The organism is Acinetobacter sp. CIP 102136 (genome assembly GCF_000369685.1).
GTDB classification, from domain to species: Bacteria; Pseudomonadota; Gammaproteobacteria; order Pseudomonadales; family Moraxellaceae; genus Acinetobacter; species Acinetobacter fasciculus.
The window spans coordinates 38504-59308 of the sequence record NZ_KB850141.1 but is presented as its reverse complement, the minus strand read 5'-3'; the positions used below and the strand labels follow the sequence as shown (position 1 = coordinate 59308).

At 45.8% G+C, this 20805-nt stretch carries 19 protein-coding genes; 7 read left to right on the top strand and 12 right to left on the bottom strand.

Annotated elements, in window-relative coordinates:
* Nucleotides 1-17: 17 nt before the first annotated feature.
* Both F893_RS03170 and gshA read right to left on the bottom strand, forming a co-directional pair.
* Complete coding sequence (locus F893_RS03170) at nt 18-545, bottom strand: disulfide bond formation protein B (protein WP_005250241.1); 528 nt, start codon at nt 543-545, stop codon at nt 18-20.
* Nucleotides 546-563: 18 nt separating this feature from the next.
* Nucleotides 564-2141 (bottom strand): glutamate--cysteine ligase, encoded by a 1578-nt coding sequence (gene gshA, locus F893_RS03165; protein ID WP_005250239.1) that lies wholly within the window; start codon nt 2139-2141, stop codon nt 564-566.
* A gap of 211 nt (nt 2142-2352) precedes the next feature.
* Here gshA and F893_RS03160 point away from each other — a divergent pair, with 211 nt between their 5' ends.
* Genes F893_RS03160 through F893_RS03150 form a run of 3 tightly spaced genes read left to right on the top strand, consistent with a single transcriptional unit; the run spans nt 2353 to nt 4809 of the window.
* Nucleotides 2353-2892: a DUF924 family protein gene (locus F893_RS03160; protein WP_005250237.1), complete on the top strand. Its 540-nt coding sequence runs from the start codon at nt 2353-2355 to the stop codon at nt 2890-2892.
* A 52-nt stretch (nt 2893-2944) separates the two neighbouring features.
* Nucleotides 2945-3496 carry a CC0125/CC1285 family lipoprotein gene (locus F893_RS03155; RefSeq protein WP_004281269.1) on the top strand — a complete coding sequence of 184 codons (552 nt, stop codon included), beginning with the start codon at nt 2945-2947 and terminating at the stop codon, nt 3494-3496.
* Between the two features lie 11 nt (nt 3497-3507).
* Nucleotides 3508-4809 (top strand): DUF445 domain-containing protein, encoded by a 1302-nt coding sequence (locus tag F893_RS03150; protein ID WP_005250232.1) that lies wholly within the window; start codon nt 3508-3510, stop codon nt 4807-4809.
* Nucleotides 4810-4891: 82 nt separating this feature from the next.
* On the opposite strand, the gene F893_RS03145 is transcribed toward F893_RS03150, so the two are convergent.
* Nucleotides 4892-5179, bottom strand: a complete 288-nt coding sequence (locus F893_RS03145) for a DUF2798 domain-containing protein (RefSeq protein ID WP_005250231.1) — start codon at nt 5177-5179, stop codon at nt 4892-4894.
* Between the two features lie 258 nt (nt 5180-5437).
* Between F893_RS03145 and argS the strand changes: the two genes are divergently transcribed.
* Entirely contained in the window at nt 5438-7228 is a 1791-nt protein-coding gene (gene argS / locus F893_RS03140) for an arginine--tRNA ligase (protein ID WP_004281266.1), read from the top strand.
* Between the two features lie 357 nt (nt 7229-7585).
* Nucleotides 7586-8203, top strand: coding sequence for an SPOR domain-containing protein (locus F893_RS03135; protein ID WP_005245641.1), 618 nt, complete (start codon nt 7586-7588; stop codon nt 8201-8203).
* Between the two features lie 183 nt (nt 8204-8386).
* Here F893_RS03135 and asd read toward each other — a convergent pair whose 3' ends face one another.
* The 5 genes from asd to F893_RS03110 form a co-directional block, all read right to left on the bottom strand.
* Nucleotides 8387-9238: an archaetidylserine decarboxylase gene (asd, locus tag F893_RS03130; RefSeq protein ID WP_005250228.1), complete on the bottom strand. Its 852-nt coding sequence runs from the start codon at nt 9236-9238 to the stop codon at nt 8387-8389.
* Nucleotides 9235-10083 (bottom strand): sulfurtransferase, encoded by an 849-nt coding sequence (locus F893_RS03125; protein WP_005250227.1) that lies wholly within the window; start codon nt 10081-10083, stop codon nt 9235-9237. Before F893_RS03125 ends, asd begins: the two co-directional genes overlap by 4 nt.
* 184 nt (nt 10084-10267) lie before the next feature.
* Nucleotides 10268-11473 (bottom strand): nicotinate phosphoribosyltransferase, encoded by a 1206-nt coding sequence (pncB, locus tag F893_RS03120; RefSeq protein ID WP_005250225.1) that lies wholly within the window; start codon nt 11471-11473, stop codon nt 10268-10270.
* A 119-nt stretch (nt 11474-11592) separates the two neighbouring features.
* The gene (locus tag F893_RS03115; RefSeq protein WP_005250223.1) at nt 11593-12123 is read right to left on the bottom strand and encodes an ankyrin repeat domain-containing protein; all 531 of its coding nucleotides are present in this window, start codon (nt 12121-12123) and stop codon (nt 11593-11595) included.
* Between the two features lie 184 nt (nt 12124-12307).
* Nucleotides 12308-13822 carry a catalase gene (locus F893_RS03110; protein ID WP_005250221.1) on the bottom strand — a complete coding sequence of 505 codons (1515 nt, stop codon included), beginning with the start codon at nt 13820-13822 and terminating at the stop codon, nt 12308-12310.
* Between the two features lie 227 nt (nt 13823-14049).
* On the opposite strand from F893_RS03110, the gene dtd reads away from it, so the two are divergent.
* Nucleotides 14050-14490, top strand: coding sequence for a D-aminoacyl-tRNA deacylase (gene dtd / locus F893_RS03105; RefSeq protein WP_005094942.1), 441 nt, complete (start codon nt 14050-14052; stop codon nt 14488-14490).
* 118 nt (nt 14491-14608) lie between these two features.
* Here the strand turns inward: dtd and F893_RS03100 are convergent, their stop codons facing one another.
* The 3 genes from F893_RS03100 to serB form a co-directional block, all read right to left on the bottom strand.
* Nucleotides 14609-15088, bottom strand: a complete 480-nt coding sequence (locus F893_RS03100; RefSeq protein ID WP_004647189.1) for an SCP2 sterol-binding domain-containing protein — start codon at nt 15086-15088, stop codon at nt 14609-14611.
* A 141-nt stretch (nt 15089-15229) separates the two neighbouring features.
* Nucleotides 15230-15565, bottom strand: a complete 336-nt coding sequence (aciT, locus tag F893_RS03095; RefSeq protein ID WP_005094938.1) for a ciprofloxacin tolerance protein AciT — start codon at nt 15563-15565, stop codon at nt 15230-15232.
* Between the two features lie 414 nt (nt 15566-15979).
* Nucleotides 15980-17200: a phosphoserine phosphatase SerB gene (serB, locus tag F893_RS03090; protein ID WP_005094936.1), complete on the bottom strand. Its 1221-nt coding sequence runs from the start codon at nt 17198-17200 to the stop codon at nt 15980-15982.
* Between the two features lie 77 nt (nt 17201-17277).
* Between serB and F893_RS03085 the strand changes: the two genes are divergently transcribed.
* Nucleotides 17278-18531, top strand: a complete 1254-nt coding sequence (locus F893_RS03085; RefSeq protein ID WP_005250218.1) for a hypothetical protein — start codon at nt 17278-17280, stop codon at nt 18529-18531.
* 94 nt (nt 18532-18625) lie between these two features.
* Here the strand turns inward: F893_RS03085 and ppk1 are convergent, their stop codons facing one another.
* Nucleotides 18626-20689: a polyphosphate kinase 1 gene (gene ppk1, locus F893_RS03080; RefSeq protein WP_005250216.1), complete on the bottom strand. Its 2064-nt coding sequence runs from the start codon at nt 20687-20689 to the stop codon at nt 18626-18628.
* Between the last annotated feature and the right edge of the window lie 116 nt (nt 20690-20805).

Sequence of the window (20805 nt, the reverse complement as noted above, 5' to 3'; positions counted from 1 at the left end):
TTTTTTTAAATGCGGAATTAATATTTATCTCTGAGTCGTTTAACCGCTACGGTTTTATATTTACGCAGCAATTGCCATAAACTGACCAGCAATAAAATACTAAAGAAGATCAAAGACCAGACAGGCAAGGATTGACCCAAGAAGGTCCAGTCAATCGCGGCACATTCCCCTGAACCATTTAAGACCTGTTGCAGTACAGACCGCATCGGCAGGGTTTCCAGCCAGTATTCCAGACCGGGACCGCAGCTCGGCACCTGATCCGGTGGCAGGTTCTGTAACCAGACATGACGCGCAGCCACGCCCACAGACCACAAAATACTGAGCGAACCCAGCAAGGCATACAGCCGCTTCATGAGATTAGATGCGGGATTATGCAGGAATGCGATCAGTGAGATGATCCCGAGTCCGATTAATCCAACACGCTGAAACACACAGAGCGGACAAGGCGCCAGACCTTGTACATGCTCAAGATATAAGGCAAATGCCATGCCGATGACAGCAGCCAGAAACAACATACCACTCACGAAGCGATAACCCCATTGCATGGTGAATCCTCTTATTTTTTATCGATATTGGGCTAAATAATCAGCAAAACTGACGCTGCTATCTTGCTCGAGTTGCTGTTGCTGCTGCAATGACTTTTGTGACATTTCTTCAAAATAAGCCAGTGTTTCCGGACTGAGCTGATGTTCCTCATAGACACTGCTATGTTGCTGGGCCAGATGTTGGCCAAAATGCCACATACCGCCCTGTTCACGTGTATCACCCACCACCAAGGCAGACAAGGTGGCATCGACTTCATCGACCCGGATCATCATGGTTTTTAATGCATCGGTATAGAGAGTACTGTCATAGGCCGAATTTAACAGCTTGGCCAAGGGATGCATGCGCTGCAAATGTATGGCACACCAATCCTCAATCGGATAAGACTGGCCATTTTCCATAATTGCGGCATTTGGCGCACGACCACGGTTCACTACTTCGGCCTGATTCTGCTCAATAATATCCTGTTCATCACTGAGTAGTGCCGGACTATCTTGCAATAAACAGTACAAGGCTACCACTTCAAGGAAACCGGCCGTATCTTCATTAATGCCAATCGGGCTGTATGGATTGACATCGACTGCGCGCAGCTCGACATAGGCAATCCCACGATTTTCCAGTGCCTGTGACGGGGTTTCACCCGCGAGTGGCACCTGTTTCGGGCGCACTAAGCTGTAATATTCATTTTCGATTTGCAACACATGATCATTGATCTGGATCGGCTGGCCATTGGCATCATCTAGTCCCAGACGACTAAACGGTTTATACGGCGTTTTAACGGCTTTTTGCAGTCCGTCCAGATAGTCCTGCAAATTATTGTAGTGAATACCGAGCTGTTTCTGCGCAGAGTTTTGATAGCCAAAACGTCCCATACGCAGCGCGGTCGCATAAGGCGAATACAAAGTGCCTTTCACCAATGGCAGCAAGAAATGATCACGGCCAGTCATAAAGCACTGGCAGACTGCCGGACTGGCCCCGATCAGGAACATCACCAGTGGGGTCAGACGAATAAAGTTACGGATCAGGCCCATATAGCGATGGCTGCGATAATCCTGCAAGCTCAATGCTTTCAGCGCTTCGTCCTGTTCCTGCTGTTGCAGTGCCTCGAAGAGATGGTCCGGGAAAGACAGGTTGTAATGCACGCCTGAAATCGTCTGCATACGGCGGCCATAACGCACACCTAGACCATGACGATACAAGGTTTTAAACAGACCGATATTCGAGCTGCCATATTGTGCCAGCGGAATGCTGTCATCGCGGCTGTCCAGCATACATGGCATCGACAAGGGCCAGAGTTTTTCATCATTTTCCAGATGGCGATGCACAATCGCATGAATATCGCTGAGATAGTCCAGCGCTTTTTTAATACTGTCCTGTGGCGGAGTAATAAACTCCATCAACGCTTCAGAATAGTCTGTGGTGATATGTGGATGAGTCAAGGCTGAACCCAAGGCACGAGGATGCGCTGCCTGTGACAGGAAACCATCACTTTGCATACGCAAGCTTTCACGCTCGATACCACGCAACATGCCTTTGATGAGTGACGACTCGACCCAGGTCGGTAACACATTTTGGGAAGTCGATTCAGGTTGACTCATTACAATCTCGCTTAAGGGGGCTAAATTATTAAATTAAAATCATCGGTTTAATCAGTATAACGTGATTTCATGCCGGCACATGACAGGCTGCCTAGTTTTCAGGCAAACCATTGATTTTTAATTTGGCAAATTTTTAACACAAACTTCCTCTATAAGACATGGAAAATTTGTGATTTTATTAACAAATAGATGCTAATGAATTGTAAATATTATGAATTATCAAGATATTTTAGACTTCTGGTTTCATGCGGACAGCCAGCCATTATGGTTTAGCCAAAGTCATGAATTCGACCAAAGTATTGCACAGCAGTTCATGAGCACCCATCAGCAGGCAGCCCGGGCTGAACTTTGGGGCTGGCGTAAAACCGCAGAAGGCCGGTTGGCCGAAATTATTGTACTAGATCAATTTTCACGAAATTTATTCCGTGATTCTCCCCAAGCTTTCGCCCAAGACAGTCTGGCACTGGTCTTGGCTCAGGAAGCCATCAGCCTGAACCTGGATCAACAGCTCAGTCCGGAACAGCGTGCCTTTCTGTATATGCCACTTATGCACAGCGAATCCAAACTGATTCATGAATTCGCGTTAAAATTATTTCAGCGTCTGGGCAATCCGACCAATCTGGAATTCGAGAAAAAGCACAAGGTCATTATTGACCGCTTTGGACGTTACCCGCACCGAAACCAGATTCTGGGTCGTGACTCGACCGATGAAGAACTTACTTTCCTGACCCAGCCCGATAGCAATTTTTAAGATTTTTTAAGACCGGCTGTCTGGACTGGATCATTGCATCAGGAGATCGAACATGAAAAACATGCTACTGGGATTGAGTGTGATTGCTGCCATCAGCCTGACTGGCTGTGCAACCACACCATCAAAGCCCTTAACATTTGATCAGTTAGGTCGCTACAGTACCACTCCCCTCAACAGCAACACTTACCGTATCAGCTTTCAGGCGCGCCCCAATATGAGTTTTGGCACAGCTGAAGAAATTACCCTGCTCAAAGCCGCACAGACTACCGTACAAAATGGCTTTCAGTTCTTCAGGGTACTGAATGATCCAAGTAACCGTACTCAACAACCTCCACGGCAGGCCATCGTCTATCCGGCACCGAGCTTTTATCCGTACGGGTATTACCGCCGATATCCGGGGTTCTGGCCAGACCCATTCTATGACCGTCCCTATACCGTGACTCTGGATCCTGCCCAGGTGGCCTATACCATTGAATGCTTCAAGGCCAATCAGGCCCCTCAAGATGCCTTTGATGCCCGCTTGATTTTACAGTCACTTGGGGCTAAATATGGTTTAAGTCCATCCGGTGCAGTGCTGCAACCGCAACCGGCCAATCCCTCCTGACAGGATGATCTATGCAGACAGAGAGTATCTCCCCGAGCTTACAACGCAGTAAACGTTTCGCGACCATCGCCCTGGTGGTCGCCGTACTGACCTGGTTGGCATTGATGGTGGCAGCCAAACTGCTACCCGAATATGTCTGGCTCATTCATATTCTGATGCTCTCGGCAGAAGCGGGTGTGGTCGGTGGTCTGGCGGACTGGTATGCGATTACCGTACTGTTTCGTAACCCTTTTGGCAGATTGCCCATTCCCAAGTTTTTACGTGACCATACCGAAATCATTCCACGTAACAAGGCCCGTATTGCAGAGTCGATGGGCCGTTTTGTGCAGGAAAATTTTCTTTCTCCGCAAATTGTACAGCGCAGTCTGGACAGTACCGACCTGAGTCTGGCTGCAGGACGTTGGCTGGCCAATCCACAAAATAATGCCCAAGTGACTCAGGTCATTCAGCAGACGGTGCCTAAAATTTTTGAATTTGTCGGACAGGAACAAATTGCCGGATTTATCCAGAGCAACAGCGTGCAATGGGTCAAAAACACCCAGATCAATACTCTGGCCAGCGAAATGCTGCATGCCGTTCTGGACAATGATTTCCATCAGGATGTGCTACAGCGCGGACTGGATGTGGTGCATGCCTGGATGACCTCACATCCTGAACAAACCCGCGAGCTGACCCGTAACCTGTTTAAGGAAATGGGCGTGTGGAAACTGGCCAAAGGCGCCAGCTGGATCGGGATTGACGTGCAGCAACGCAGTATTGATTCTGTGATCGGGCGCGTTGAAGCCATGCTGGCCGATCCAGATCATCCGTGGCGACTTAAAATTGAGAACATGGGACATAGCTGGATGTTACAGCTGGCGGATAATGATAGTGAAGCCAGCCAGCGTCTGAATGAAACCAAAGATGCCTTACTGGATAGCCCACAAGTGCTGAATTTTATCAGCGGTGCCGTGGTGATTTTATGTGATGCAATCAAGGTAGATTTGCAAAAACCTGATTCGGGTATTGCGGAAAATCTCAGAATTGCCATTCAACAGGTCGGAGAAAATATTATCTCGAATGCCTCGGTACGTGAGCTGCTGAATAAACGTCTGAGCTCTATCGCGGTTGACCTGAGTGACCAATATAGTGAAAAAGTGATTCGTTTTATCAGCGAGCGCATTCACGAATGGGATTCAAGCGAGATGATCGACAAGATTGAAAATGAAGTCGGCGGCGACCTGCATATGATCCGGGTCAATGGGGTCGTGGTCGGTGCCTGTATCGGTCTGGTGCTCGGGATCATCCGGGCGGCGGTAGAGCATTTAATTTGAAGATAAACTGTTTTTCACAGCCCGACTTTTAAAATGCCCAAGAATTGACTCCAGCCAGATCAAATTTAAGATTTAAAAATGATCATTTAGGTGGCTGAGGTCCGGACATATCGACCAATAGCCCAGTGAATTTGCGTACGAACGGCAATAAGGTCACCACAATCGGAAAGGCAATCGCCCAGGAAATCATCCAGTTATGAAACCAGAGTGCCATAAATCCATCAATCCAGCCGAGATTACGCAGCATATTGATCATGGAAATGATGCCACTCATCAGGCAGGAAAGGATAAAAGGCACAATAATCAATGCCCATTTTGTAGGAAGTTTAGGAATATGACCGATAATGGTCGGACGTTGTGATGCAGCCACGACATGCTCTTTTTACTGTTTTCAGATGACTAATATAAGCCAAATTCTATACGGTGGAGCATTGTTTTTTTCATCTGAATCATTGAGCTTAAACTGGTTTTATTTTCACGGGATTAATCCGTTGATTTTCCCTTTCTTTAGTCAAAAACTTCTAACGAAGTGATCCTCTACTTTTTATTCCCTAGAAATGCTTTTACCTAAACAGCCTGAAATTTGCTATATTTGCTGTTTTTCTGCGATCTCTATTTTCGACTGATTATGAATACGGCAATACAAGCAGCTCTCGATCATGCAGTGCACACTTTACAGGCACAAGGCGTACTCCCATCTGACTGGAACAATACAAGTAATTTGACGCGTACCAAAGACCGAAGCCATGGTGACTTTGCGTCGAATATTGCCATGATCGCGTCGAAAGCTGCGGGTATGAAGCCACGTGATTTAGCGGAAAAAATTCTTGCTGCCCTGCCTGAAGTGGCGGATATCAGCAAGGCAGAAATTGCCGGTCCTGGTTTTATTAACTTCTTCCTGAATGCTGACCAGCGCTTTGCAGTCCTTGATCAAATTCAGGCACAACAGGCGACTTATGGTCGTACCCAGGTCAATGCGGATAAACGTATCCAGGTTGAATTCGTGTCTGCCAACCCGACCTCTAGCCTGCACGTAGGTCATGGTCGTGGTGCCGCGTATGGTATGACGGTTGCGAATTTGCTTGAAGCGACTGGTGCTAAAGTCGACCGCGAATACTATGTCAATGATGCTGGCCGTCAAATGGACATTCTGGCGACTTCGACTTATCTGCGCTACTTAGAATTAACGGGTCAGGAACTGGTGTTCCCGAAAAATGCCTACCAAGGTGACTACGTTAAAGAAATCGCGCAAAGCATTATTGACCAGGATGGCGATGCTTATGTCCGTCCTGTGGCCGACGTGTATAAAGATGTGCCTGAAGATGTACAGTTTGCAGCCGAATTAGATGCTGATGGCAATAAAGTCGTATTGTCTGGTGATAAAGAAAAACACATTGATGGTTTGATCTTTAATTCACAAGCGTTAATTGGCACAGGCTACCGCGTATTCTTGCAAGCCGCGCTTAAAGCAATCTTAGATGATATTAAAGATGACCTCGGCGAGTTTGGTGTAACCTTCAATCAATGGTTCAGCGAAGAATCATTGACAGACAAAATTGAAGAAGCCTTACAGACTTTAGACCAGCGTGGTTTCCTGTATGAACTGGATGGCAACATCTGGTTTAAATCCACTGCATTCGGTGATGAAAAAGACCGTGTCGTAAAACGCCGTAATGGTCAGACCACCTACTTCGCATCTGACATCGCTTATCACCTGAACAAGTTACAACGTGGCTATACCGATATCATCGATATCTGGGGTTCGGATCACCACGGTTATATCGCACGTGTAAAAGCGGCCATTGATGCGTTGGGCTATGACTCGAAAAAATTAACGGTTCTTCTGGTTCAGTTCGTGAGCCTATGGCGTGGCGGCGAGATGGTACAAATGTCATCTCGTTCAGGTCAGTTCGTGACCTTGCGTGATTTGCGTAAAGAAGTCGGCAATGATGCCGCTCGTTTTTACTACGTGATGCGCAAGTCTGAACAGCACATTGATTTTGACCTGGATCTTGCTGTGTCACAAAGCAAGGACAACGCCGTGTATTACATCCAGTATGCACACGCCCGTATCTGTCGTATGTTAGAAAAAGCAGCTTCTACCAATGTTAACTTTGATGCTACAGCGGCACGTAATTTAGCGGCTAAGCTGGAGCTTGATGCTGAAACTGAAATCCTGGCCAAGCTGGCGGCCTATCCAGAAATTCTGGTCCGTGCTGCAAACAGCTATGAGCCGCATCAAATCGGTAACTACCTAAAAGAACTGGCAGCATTATTCCACGGCTGGTACAACGACAATAAAGTACTCGGTGATGATGCTGAATTGACCCAAGCACGCTTATTGTTATCAGTGAACGTGCGTCAGGTACTGCGTAACGGTCTGGAACTGCTTGGCGTATCAGCTCCTGAGAGCATGTAAGCAAAACACTGTTTTGCATGCTCGCAAGGCGAGAGCTAGGCTCGAAGCAGAAATGTAAAGCACTGCTTTTACATTGATGCAAGAAGGTAAATAGTCAAAGCACTGCTTTTACATTGATGCAAGACAAGAGCTATGCTCGAAGTGAGCATGTAAGCAAAACATTGCCGTTCATCTGCTGAGCAGACATTTTGTAACTTTAGCTATGTGCTTGAAGATACAGATAAATTAAAATTCTGTGTGATTTGTGATCTAGAGGATGACTTTTGTATCCTGATCACATAGGATGAAGTGATAGTAGGGGCATAACTGCTGTTATGCCTTTTCTATATGTCCCGATTAATAAGAGGAAAATCCCAAGTGTTTGGAAAAACGCAACGCGGTGTATCTGAAAGACCGAATAAGCCTAAAAAGCCACTTATTCCAACCTGGCTCGGCACACTCGTGATCATTTTAATCGTGTTAAGTTTTTTGATGGCACTGATGCTCTGGAAGCCATGGGAACCAGTTAAACCGAAAACTCAAACAAGTGCTGAATCTGTCCAAGAAGAAGATACCAATAAAGATTACCGTTTTTATGATCTCTTGCCACAGCAACAAGTGACGCCAATTCCTGAACAGGCCGTCCCTGAAAACAAAAATCAGGATACGGTAGTGATTGTAGAAGCACCTCGACCTGAAGTGGCTACACCTGAGGCGACCACAACTGAGCCTGGCTTAGAAGCCAGCGAAGCACCTGTTGCCGCTCCGGCCAGTTATATTCTGCAAGTTCGCAGCTTTGATGATCCAGATCAAGCCGATGCCCGCCGTGCCGAAATTATTCTCAATGGTTTATCTGCCGATGTGGTACGCAGTGTAGAAAATGGCAAAGTCTGGTATCGCGTGGTTTCAGGCCCTTATGATTCTGCAGAAGCCGCAATTATCGCGCAGCAAACCTTGCAGAATAGCGGTATCGATTCCATCGTCGTGAAACGATAAATTTCTAGAAATGAAAAAAAGCGCCTGATGGTGCTTTTTTTATTTGGATCTCTCTAACCGTCTCCTTAATAGGAGAGGAAATCCCCCTTTTTTAAAGGGGGACTGAGGGGGATTTTTATTTATTCTAAACGAGAAAATATTTAATCCCTCCAACCTCCCTTTAATAAAGGGAGGCTAAAATCTTTAAACTGTATGCCCCAGCGCTTCACCCATATTCACCAAAGAATTGGCCTTGAACGCGGCATCCCATTGCATTTTATTTTCTTCAAATAAAATCACTGCCGTTGAACCGAGGTAGAAACGCCCCAGTTCTGCCCCTTTTTCCAGGAACAGATCATGCTGATTAAGTTCGATTCGTCCTGAAGGCTTCACTTTGCCGGTTGCCACGGTTTCAATACCCGCTACAATCATCGCACCGACCAATACCACCGCCATACGACCGATTTCAGTATCAAACAGGCAGACCATACGTTCATTACGTGCAAACAGGCCCGGAATATTTTCTGCGGTCACCTGATTGACCGAGAACAGCTCGCCCGGTACATATAACGTTTCAGTCAAGGTGCCAGCAAATGGCATATGCACCCGATGATAATCACGTGGCGACAAATATACAGTCGCGAATTCACCATTCTTGAATGGCTCGGCCAGTTGCGGATCAGCAATCAGGGCTTCAACGGTAAATTTCTGGCCTTTGGCCTGAAACACATCGCCATTTTCAATTTTACCCAGCTGGGAAATCGCACCATCTGCAGGCGAAACAATACTGCTGGTATCTGGATCAACTGCACGGATACCTTCTTTTATAGCACGGGTAAAAAATTCATTAAATGACTTGAATTTCAGGGCATTGGCCTGTTCAGCAATCGACATATCAATGCCATACTGCGCCTTAAAGGCAGTAATTGCAGCAGTTTTAATAATCGGGTTTTCGCTGGCGGCAATTTTGCCCACCAAACGAGACAAGCGATGTTGCGGTACTAATCGTTGAGCTTTAATAAAAAACTGTTGTTTTAAACGTGATGTGATGCTCAAGATGGCAGCTCCCCTGTAGCGATTGGACTATCGAGGCGGTTGCCCCATTCACTCCACGCACCATCATAGGCTCGAATTTTCCAGCCCAGTAAACGACCCAGAATATAGGCCAAACCTGAGCGGTGATGGGACTGGCAGTACACCACAACGGGTTGATTCAAATCAAAGCCCAGTTGTTCCAGACGCTGCTGAGTACGTGGTAAAGGCTGTAATTTTAAATGATTTTCGCGATTAAGGGCAGTACTCCATTCAAAATGACGTGCTCCCGGAATGTGACCGCCGCGTCGAGCCGCTAAACGTAGGCCAGTATATTCATCTTGCGTGCGGCAATCCCAAATTTGAACCTGTTGATTTTCAACCTGTTGGCGCAGTTCATCATAGCCAATCTGAAAATTCGCCTGATGCTCGAGATTAACCTGCAATACGTTTTTCACTGGCGCAAACTGCTCCTGACTGGAAGAAGTCGGTAAGCCAGCACCGAGCCAGGCATGAATCCCGCCATTCAATAAGCTGGTATTTTCAAAGCCCAGACAATGCAAGTTCCAGAGCAAACGCCCTGCCCATGCCCCGCCCTCATCATCATAAGCCACCAGATGATGTTCAGGAGAAATATTCAGATAATCAATGAGAGTCTGCAAGCCTTCCGCGTCCGGCAACAGTCCCATTGCCGTTTCTTCCTGACGCACCAGAAGTTTAGGCTTTAAATGCAAGGCGTGCGGAATATGCAGCTGCTCATACACAGAGGCACGGCTCAGGTCGACAATACGAAGTTTTTCATGGCCCAAATAGGGAACTAAATCTTCTGCCTCAATCAGCAGGCCAAAATTAAAAGCTGCAGCGGTCATCGTTATCATGGCTATTATTGGTCAAATCCTGTTGATCTTAGCACAGCTGGTTTTTAGACTTATGCGCTTTCTTTGCAGATGATTAGCAAGATTTTAGCTAAACCCTAGTCTTAAATACTCTTGCATAAAAAAACCGCATCTGCATAGACACGGTTCTTTAAAATTATGAATTATTCAAACTGACTTAGGCAGGTTCATTGATCTCAAAAACCTGACGTAAATAGGCCAGGAACGTATCATTATCGGTCATGGTTTTGCCCGGACTATCCGAGATTTTGGCTACTGACTGACGGTTACATTCCACCAGTTTCAGCACAATATTGAGTGGGGTTTGCCCCATATCATTGGTCAGATTGGTGCCAATGCCGAAACTGACCTGAAAACGGTCTTTAAAGTACTGATGCAATTTCCAGGCTTTTTCCAGATTCAGGCCATCACTAAAAGTCAGCATCTTGGTTTTGCTGTCAATTTTCAGCTTTTTGTAGTGTGCATAGGCCTTGTCACCCCATTCATAAGGGTCGCCACTATCATGACGCAAGCCATCAAACAGCTTGGCAAAGTACAGGTCAAAGTCGCGCAGGAATGCATCCATCCCCACCACATCGGTCAAGGCAATACCCAAGTCACCACGATATTCCTGTACCCAGCTTTCCAGTGCAGATTTCTGGAAATTACGTAAACGTACGTCCAGCGCCTGAAAAGCTTGCAGGAATTCATGCGCCATGGTACCAATCGGGGTAATGCCCAGCTCTTTGGCTAACAGTACATTACTGGTCCCACGGAACACATGCGGTGCGGCTTTGTGAAATTCTTCGACCACATGCTTTTGCCAATCGAAACTGTAACGGCGACGCGCACCAAAATCTGACACCAAGAATGGTGGATCATTGGGGTTTTGCGCAGCGTCATACTGTTTTAACAGCTCAATTTTGGCTTTTAAACGGCGCTCGCCTTCTGCCAATACTTCAGGCGTGCGAATGCGGCTGAAATACAGTTCATTGACAATAGCGAGAACGAATATCTCAAACATCATCGCCTGAACCATCGGGCCTTCCACCACAATATCCAGACGGCCTTGACTGTCGATACTGGCCTTGATGAAACGGCGCTTGAGCTGGAACAGTTCCAGATAATCGACAAAGTCGCTTTTGATAAAACGTAAGCTTCTTAAATATTGCAGTTCATCTTCTTTGAATTTGAGCTGACACAGCAGGTCCAGTTGATGATTCAGGTCATCCAGAATATCCGTCAGTGGATAGACTGTATCTTCCAGATTACGACAACGGAAATGGTAGACACTATGCGTTTGCGGAAACTTGTGTAAGACCACTTGTAACATGGTGAATTTGTACAAGTCAGTATCTAACAGAGAATGGATAATTGGAGCCATAACTAAGGGAATATCGCTGTGCTTATCTCTGCATTAAAGCATAAAAAGTCGTGCAATAATGCAGGATTTACGTACAGCTGGCTGTATTTGCGACAAAAGTATCAGAAGCATAACCCGGTTTATTTCTGTGATTTGAACTGAGCTTTTTCCTGTTCCTGAATCAGTTTCTGCAACTGTTTTTCCTGACCAATGACCTTAGCAAATTCGGCTGTGGTCTTTTGTCCGGTTTTTTTCGCCTGGGCATCACAATCCACCTGACGCAGCTGCTTGGCAATCGCAAATTCCATCTTGAATAAAGCCCCCATCAAGGCTGTATTGCCTCGATTATCTCGAGCACAGCGGTCGGCACCATGTTTAAGCAAGCTGGCGACAATATCCTGATGACCATAATAAGTCGCCATCATCAGTGGTGTATAACCGTCTTTATTGCGTACATCGACCGGAAAGCCATGTTTTAAAAATTCGTTGATAACTTCGCTATTGCCAATTTTGGCAGCAGCAAAGAACAGGTCGACCAATTCCTGTTGTGAGTTCATCTGAACATGGTTCACAGTTTTAGCGGGGGAGATCTCCTTCGCGACAGTCACGTTTGCGAATGCGGAACCTATCGTGAGAATACTGGCTAAAAACACAGATGACATAACTTTCATGATGAACTCCAGCAGAAATCGAATTCATTTCAATACAGTTGAATCTTGAAATGCTTTTTAAATTGGAACAAACAAATTGCCTGTAAAACTCCCCCTAGGGTGCAGGAAAGGTTTGGAGTATTACAGGACTTTTTGGAGGTGATGCGCTATGCCCTAGTCACCAATTCCTCAAGACCAATCGGGATTAGTCTTTTAATTTTGCAGCTTTGGCTTTAACAGTCGCTAGGTTCCCATTGACCGCTTTGGTCATACGGGTACCGTAGTCCGCATCTGCCTTGTAGAAGTAAGACAACATGATGTGCTTGGTTTCTGAATCTTTCACTGCACCTAAGTCAGCAGCAAGGTTCATGATCAGGTCATCTTTCTCTTTGGCCGTGTATGAACGATACAGCTCACCTGCCTGTTTGAAGTTCTGCTCTTTCACGCCAATTTGCTGTACATGACCAGATAATGGAGTTTGAACCGCACGTGCTTTTTCAGTTGCAGCTTTTGGCTCTTTACGGCTTGGCTCATAGTTCACATCCGAGTCATGCTCAGAGATATTCATGTAGCCATCTTGGTTATTGTTGTTCACATTTACCACTGGACGGTTCACCGGAATTTGCTGATGGTTCGCACCTAGACGGTACATTTGTGTATCCGAATAAGAGAAGATACGGCCTTGTAACAGACGGTCTTCTGATGGCTCGATGCCTGGTACCAGGTTACCTGGCGCAAATGCCGACTGTTCAGTCTCGTTGAAGAAGTTCTTCGGCATACGGTTCAGCGTCAAAGTACCGACTTTAGTTTCTGGTACCAGCTCAGTTGGCCAGATTTTGGTTGGATCTAACGGATCAAAATCAAAGCTGTTTAGATCTTTAGGATCAATCACCTGAATATATAGATCCCATTTCGGGAAATTACCCGCATAGATGTTGTTATATAGATCATTGGTCAAGTGGTTGAAATCTTTACCCTGCTGTTCAGCCGCTTCTTTCACGTTCAGGCCTTTCACGCCCTGTTTAGAGCGGAAGTTGAATTTCACGTACTTGTATTCGCCTTTGTCGTTATACAGTTTGTAAGCGTGAACACCAAAACCGTCCTGTTCACGATAGCTAGTTGGAACACCTTGCTTGCCATACACATAAGTCAGCATGTTGGTTGCCCATGGCTGGCTCGACAGGAAGTCAAACACACGGTTAGCATCTTGGACATTCGTTACTGGGCTTGGCTTCATGGCATGAATGAAGTCCGGGAACTTGATTGCATCACGGATAAAGAATACCGGTGTCTGGTTACCGACCAAGTCCCAGTTACCTTCTTGAGTGTAGAATTTCAATGCAAAACCGTGTGGGTCACGTAGAGTTTCTGGTGAACCTTTACCATGAATTACGGTAGAGAAACGTAGGAAAACTGGAGTTTTAGTCCCCGCTTTGAACAACGAAGCGAGGGTAAGATCAGATAGATCTTTGGTCGCAACGAATTCACCATATGCCCCTGTACCACGCGCATGTACGACACGCTCAGGAATACGCTCACGACCAAAACGTTGTAATTTTTGTACCAGTTGAACGTCCTGAAGGAGTACTGAACCATTTGGACCCGCAGTGATCGAGTTCTGGTTATCACCGACTGGTGCGCCATTGTCTTTAGTTAAAGGAGCAGCTTGTGCAGCTGTGACAGTTGCAATCATTGCAACCAGTAATGAACGCTTAAACATTTCTAAATCTCTCAATTTATTACCTTTCCTGCATGGGCTAAGATACGCCAACACAATAAATAGATAAAACAGATTATTTTTATTAATTCAATCGCTTTAATGGATTTAAAAAAATTAATCAATTGATTTTCAGATATTTAAAGTTCATAAAAACAGCATCTCATACTGCTCCAGATTTTATTTTTGCTACAATCACGTCCATCTATCATTAGCAGTCCATATGTAAAATGCGTGCCTTATTACAAAGAGTTTTAGAAGCTAAAGTCGTGGTCGAGGGTGAAACCACTGGGGAAATTGAAAAAGGAATTCTGGTTTTTCTAGGTTTAGGTAAAGATGACAATCTGGAAAAAGGCAAAAAGCTGATTGATAAGATATTGAAATACCGTTTCTTTGATGATGAACAGGGTAAAATGGGCTGGAACGTTGCCCAGGCCGACGGTGGTTTATTGCTGGTTTCACAATTTACCTTGATGGCACAGACCCAGAAGGGTTTACGTCCAGACTTTGGCCCCGCTATGCCGCCTGCCGAGGCTAAAGCACTTTATGAGCAGCTGGTAGAATATGCCCAAAGCCAGTTTGAACATGTGCAAACCGGTATTTTTGCCGCCGACATGAAAGTGCATCTGGTCAATGATGGGCCGGTGACGTTTAATCTGGAAGTTGAATGATTCAGTAAAAAAGCCCTCGAATTGAGGACTTTTTCTTTTAAAAAATCTTTCATCCTTTCACCCCTCTTTGTGTTTCTCCCAAAGGGAGAAAGAAAAGGTTGGATGAAAGATTTTTAACTTATTTACCAGTTTTTTCTTTAATAAACTGACGTACCATTTTCACTTTTTCTTTGACTGGCTTTGGCAGTTTTGGTGGAATCATTTTTGCCACCTGGTTAAACCAAACCAGCAGGCCAAAGTCGCCTTCCATTTTAATGGTGCCACTTTGCATGCCGGTCATAAATGCCGTCGGGTCACCTTTGACCAAGGTCTTCACACCCTGCTCACTGTCAGCAAACTGCAACACAAAATCAGCTTTTTCAGCATCACCAGAAACGGTATCAATATGACCGTTATCCACAATAATCTGACGTGCCATACCTTCATCCGTACCAATCTGGATACGGAATTGACGCCCATGTACCAGTTCAATGAATTTTGGGCTGGTACGTGCCAACTGCTTCATACGTAAAGCTAAACCTGCGACCAGTAAGTCCAGCGGATCTGTACTCATATCAATAAGAGGAAGTTTTAACACAGGAATGGACGACAGTTTCATGGAGGATGCCTATTCTAATTGTACGAAAATTGACAAATATCCTAGCATAGTTCTGGGCTAGGTGGATTATGCAGTTTGTATCATATTTCCAAACTGAAAAATGCACCCGTGGGTGCATTTTTTTCATTACAACTTGTAGAATTAACGGCTTGAAAGCTGCTGCTGGTCATCTTCATACACTGGCGTATGTTCGATGCAACGGCGTTTTGCCAAAGCACGCTCAGCACGACGATCTTCACGCAACAACAGGCCAGTCACCACCATCATGACCGCAGTTAACGCGCTCAGATAACTATACGTCATTGGTAGCTCAAACCAAGTTTGAGTTCCTACACGAATCACCTCGATCAGGCCCCATACCAGCATCCCGGCCGCCATAAAGCTTAACCAGCGACGATAAGGCGAGAAGAACACAGCAAGCACAGCTACAGCGACTAAACTGAAGCCCACAATCGTTGCTAAATGCGCTGTTACCATATAACCCCCTCCATCCAGATAGATAGTTCCCACTTGATATTGCAACGCTTCTATCTATTGAATTTCGTTAAATCAATAAAATGAAATCTGTTGATTTGTATCTCTATGCCTGCATTATGCTGAGTTTTTTGCATAAAAAAAGTCCTGTCATCCAGCCTAACGACATACTTTGTCGCGATATTATATTGTCATTACATTTTTTGCTTTTCACATTTTTGTGGATCAATGACTGCGCCAATGTTGGCGTGTCATTACAAAATTATCAGTAGTTTTTTTAAGTGAAAAAATTATTTTTCCGTTTAAGATGATCGATGTTTTTGTAGCCACATTTCAGCTATTCCTTATATCACTCAGATCATAAGCAATAAAAAACGCGACCCGGAGGTCGCGTTTAAAATCAATCAAAGCCTGTATTTATGCACGGTTCAGGTCTTTATCATGTACACCGAGCAGATACAGCACACCGTCCAGACCGACGCTAGAAATCGCTTGATTGGCATTTTGGCGTACTAGCGGCTTGGCACGGAAAGCCACACCGAGTCCTGCAATCGAGAGCATTGGTAAGTCATTGGCGCCATCACCGACTGCAATGGTTTGTTCCAGGGAAATTCCCATCTCCTGGGCGATTTCACCGAGCAAGAGTGCTTTGCGTGCGCCATCGACGATATGGCCTTTGACTTCACCAGTGACCACGCCATCCTGCACATCGAGCGCATTGGCATGCACTTCATCAATATCCAGTTTAGTTTGCAGATATTCCGCAAAATACTGAAAACCGCCAGAAAGAATTGCAGTACGGTAACCTAGTGCTTTTAAAGTCGAAATCAGGCGTTCAGCTCCTTCGGTAATCGTCAGGCGCTCGGCAATTTTCGGAAGTACCGAAGCGTCCATGCCTTTTAACAAGGCGACACGTGCACGGAAGCTTTGCTGGAAGTCCAGCTCGCCTTGCATAGCACGTTCGGTAATTTCTGCGACCTGTTCACCAACACCGGCTTCAATTGCCAGTTCGTCAATAACTTCCTGCTCGATCAGGGTTGAGTCCATATCGAAGCAAACCAGACGACGGTTACGGCGATAAGCATTGTCTTCCTGCACCGCAACATCGACATTTAATTCATTGGACAGGCTCAAGCAGGCCGCACGCATGGCAGCTGCATCTAGCATTTGTCCACTTAAACCGAACTGGACACAGGCACGTTTTGGCCCTGCGCTCTGGCCATCTAAAATGGGGCGGCCAGACAGACGGGTCACGGTTTCAATATTAAAGCCCTGACCCGAGACAATCTGGGTCACGGCTTGCAGATGAGAGGCATTTAATTCAGGGGCCAATGCCGTTACGATATAACGTGTGCGTCCACCCTCTTTGACCCACTGATCATATTCAGTCGCAGAGATCGGTTTAAAGCGCACAGTTAACCCGATATCATGTGCTAGAATCAGGATCTCCTTCATGGCTAATGCTGTCGCTGTCTGGTCTTCAGAGGCTACAACAATACCTAAGGTTAACTGATTATGAATAACCGCTTGCCCTACATCTAAAATCTGTAAGGAATGGGCGGACAAAACCTGCATTAATCGTGTAAATTGATTAGGCTGGTCAGGTCCTAAGAATGATATAAGAATGATTTCTCGCATGAATTGACTCGGGTCTGAGCTACAACTATTGTTAGAATCATAATCTAAATTGAACAGAATTGCCTTGGAAGTTTACGTTGAATGCGCCTAGACAAGGGCTATTTGCTAGCCTATTGATTGTAAGTTTTGCTCTGCATACCTTTTTACTGGTATTGGCAACCACTCACCAACTGAATGAAAACCGTGCCAATCAAGGACAGCTGATCACCAGTCAACTGGTGACAGACAGCCTGTCTGAGCTTGAACCGCCCAACCGCGTTTCTCTGGCGTTGCTGGCAAATCGTTATGCCACCAATCCAAGTGTCGCTTCCATCCGGATTCTGGATGCGAAAGCTCAAGTTTTAGCCACTGGCGGACTGACCAAAACTCGCGAAGGTGAAGTTTTTGTCCGTGATGCGCTGCAAAATGAGAAAAAAGTCGGTGTGATTGAAATCACCCTGATTGAGCCAAGTATTGGTGAAATTTTGCGCACGCAATGGCTGGCGATTCTGTTCTCTTTCATCATTCATGGTCTGCTCTGGGTCGCTTATCGTGCCGTGGCACGTCCAAGTCGGACTGAATATCTGGCGCGCATCAATAATGAATCACGGTTGAAATTCGAAATTCAGAACCTGACTCAGGCATTGGAACAGGAAAAGCATAATGCGGCACTGGCGATTGCCCAAGCCCAACAGGCAGTGAAAAACAAAGCCAAAGAAAAAGAACATAAACCAGCGCTACTCGAAAGTGATAGCCTGAGCTTAAACATCCAGTTCTACGATCCAAAACAGTTATTAGATAGCGTGAATAAAACTGTTTCGGTGCCTTATTTCAATCTTTGTCAGATTTTCCTGAATAAAGCCACTGAACTCTGTGTGCAACGCTATAAGTTGAATAGTTCTGATATTTGTACCGTACATAAATTTGATGAAAAAGGTGCCACCATCAGTATCGCGGCCGACAAACCGAATGCTCTGGCCTGCCTGACCATGATCAGTGCCGTGTTCCAGCTGCTTTCGGAAGTCCTGTATAAACGCTATCGTGAAGAAAAACGTTTTGTGCTGCAAACCCGCAGCGCGATTGCCTCTAAAGTCGAGGAGATGCAGCTCAGCTCGGTACAGGCCGCTGAGCGTCTGACTCAGCATCTGGTCGCGAAAGAAAGTGCCTTGCATGTACCGAACACCTTGCTGAAAGATGTGAGTGATCACTTCCAGTTGGTGAGCATGCCGAATCCAACCAATGTCCTGACCCGTCATGCTTTTGTGGTGAATGGAATGGATGCTGAAAGCGCCGAGCTGGCACAGACTTTTAGAACCGAAATTCTAAAATCTAAACAGTCCAAAGCCTCATAAATATCCCTGAATGTTTCAATTAAAAAAGCCGGATCTAACATCCGGCTTTTTTATGGATATAAAACAAATACGCCAGCGTATCTTGGACTACCCTTTAAATTTTTAACTGTTTTTGTTCCAGCAGATATTGCTGGGCATTATAAGGCTGGGCCGGATCCTGACAGGGGACTTTATGCCACTGACCCTCGGCATCTAACTCCCATGCATTTTGACAATCTTTTAAATAGCTGATCAGGCCATCTTTATAAATCCGTTTTTTCAGCGCTGGATCCAGCACCGGGAAACAGGTTTCGACCCTGGAAAACAGGTTGCGCCCCATCCAGTCAGCACTGGCACAATACAGTTTCTTGGCACCGCCATGCTCAAAATAATAGACCCGGGTATGTTCCAGGAAACGTCCTACGATTGAACGTACCCGAATGTTTTCCGACATACCGGTGACTTGTGGAATCAGGCAGCAGATTGAACGTACAATGAGGTCAATTTTCACCCCGGCCTGCGAAGCCTGATATAAGGCAGCAATTAATTGCGGTTCGGTAAGTGCATTCACTTTGATGATGATATGGGCGGCTTTGCCGGCCAAGGCAAATGCCTTTTCCTGGTCAATCAGTTTTAGCAGTTCGCTATGCAGGGTAAACGGCGCATGCAGCAAGGCTTTCAGTTTGGCCATTTTCCCCATACCGGTCAGTTCCTGGAACATGCGGTGCACATCTTCACAGATATCCGGCTGTGTGGTCATCAGGCCATAATCGGTGTACATGCGGGCATTACCGGCATGATAGTTTCCGGTACCCAGATGCGCATAACGCAGTAATTCCTGATTTTCACGCCGGACGATCAGAATCATTTTGGCATGGGTTTTATACCCCACGATGCCATAGACCACGACCGCGCCGGCTTCTTGCAGGATATTGGCTACCATAATATTAGATTCTTCATCGAAACGCGCCCGCAGTTCAATTACGGCCGTGACTTCCTTGCCATTCCGTGCGGCTTCTGCCAGCACCTGAACAATTTCCGAGTCCGGACCACTACGGTACAGCGTCTGCTTGATCGCCAGCACCGCCGGATCCTTAGCCGCTTCGCGCAGTAAAGTAATCACAGGCTGAAATGAATCAAAAGGATGATGCAGCAGTACATCCTGCGCCTTCAAAATTTCAAAAATACTTTTCTGTTTACGGAAAATTTTGGGAATGACTGGACTAAAATACGGATACTTTAATTCCGGACGCTCAAAGCTGGTACTCAGGCGGGACAAATTGATCGGTCCATCTATCCGGTACAGTTCCTGTTCCGTCAGATCAAATTCATCTAGTAAATAATCGATGATGTTCTGTGGACAGTCATTTTCAATTTCCAGACGTACTGCACGACCAAAGCGGCGCGAACACAGTTCATCTTTTAAGGCCACGGCCAGATCGTCAACATCTTCCGACAATACCAGATCGGCATTGCGGGTAACCCGAAAGGCATAACATCCGGTCGCTTTCATGCCGGGAAACAAATCACTGATATGCTGCTGGATGATAGCGGTCAGAAAAATCTGGGTGGTATTGTTTCCGGTGACATCTTCCGGAATTTTAATCAGGCACGGTAAGGAACGTGGTGCTGGCACAATCGCCATCTCGATTTCACGGCCAAAGGCATCTTTACCTTCTAGGCTGATAATAAAGTTCAGACTTTTATTCACCAAACGTGGAAAAGGATGTGAAGGATCCAGGCTGATCGGGGTCAGTACCGGTTGTACTTCTTTGGCAAAAAAGGCTGCAATCCACGCCTTGTTTTTTTCCAGAAGATCCTGATATTGAAGAAACTGGATACCCTGCGCCTGAAGTTCAGGCAAAATCGCATGATTCAGCACCTCATACTGCTTGTTAACTGTGGCATGAATGGACTGGGACAGTTCTTGTAGAATCAGCTCGGTGGGTACAGCATCAGGCGTCCGGGTAGTCGCATTCAGGTCTTGCTGTTTCATCAGCCCGGCAATCCTGATTTCAAAGAACTCATCCAGGTTACGGGAAAAAATAATCAGGAAGTTTAAGCGCTCTAAAATCGGTAAATTCGGATCGAGTGCTTGTGCCAAGACACGACGCTGAAATTCAAATAAGGAAAGTTCCCGATTAAAATAGGTCGCTGACGAATGCTGAAATTGTTCCATGCCCTCTCAATGCTGCTGATTACAGTCTGTTGTTTCACATCATTGAGGGGCGATCTTAGGCAGACTTCATGACACTTATGTTACAAAGCTCGATAAATCCATATAAATTAATATTT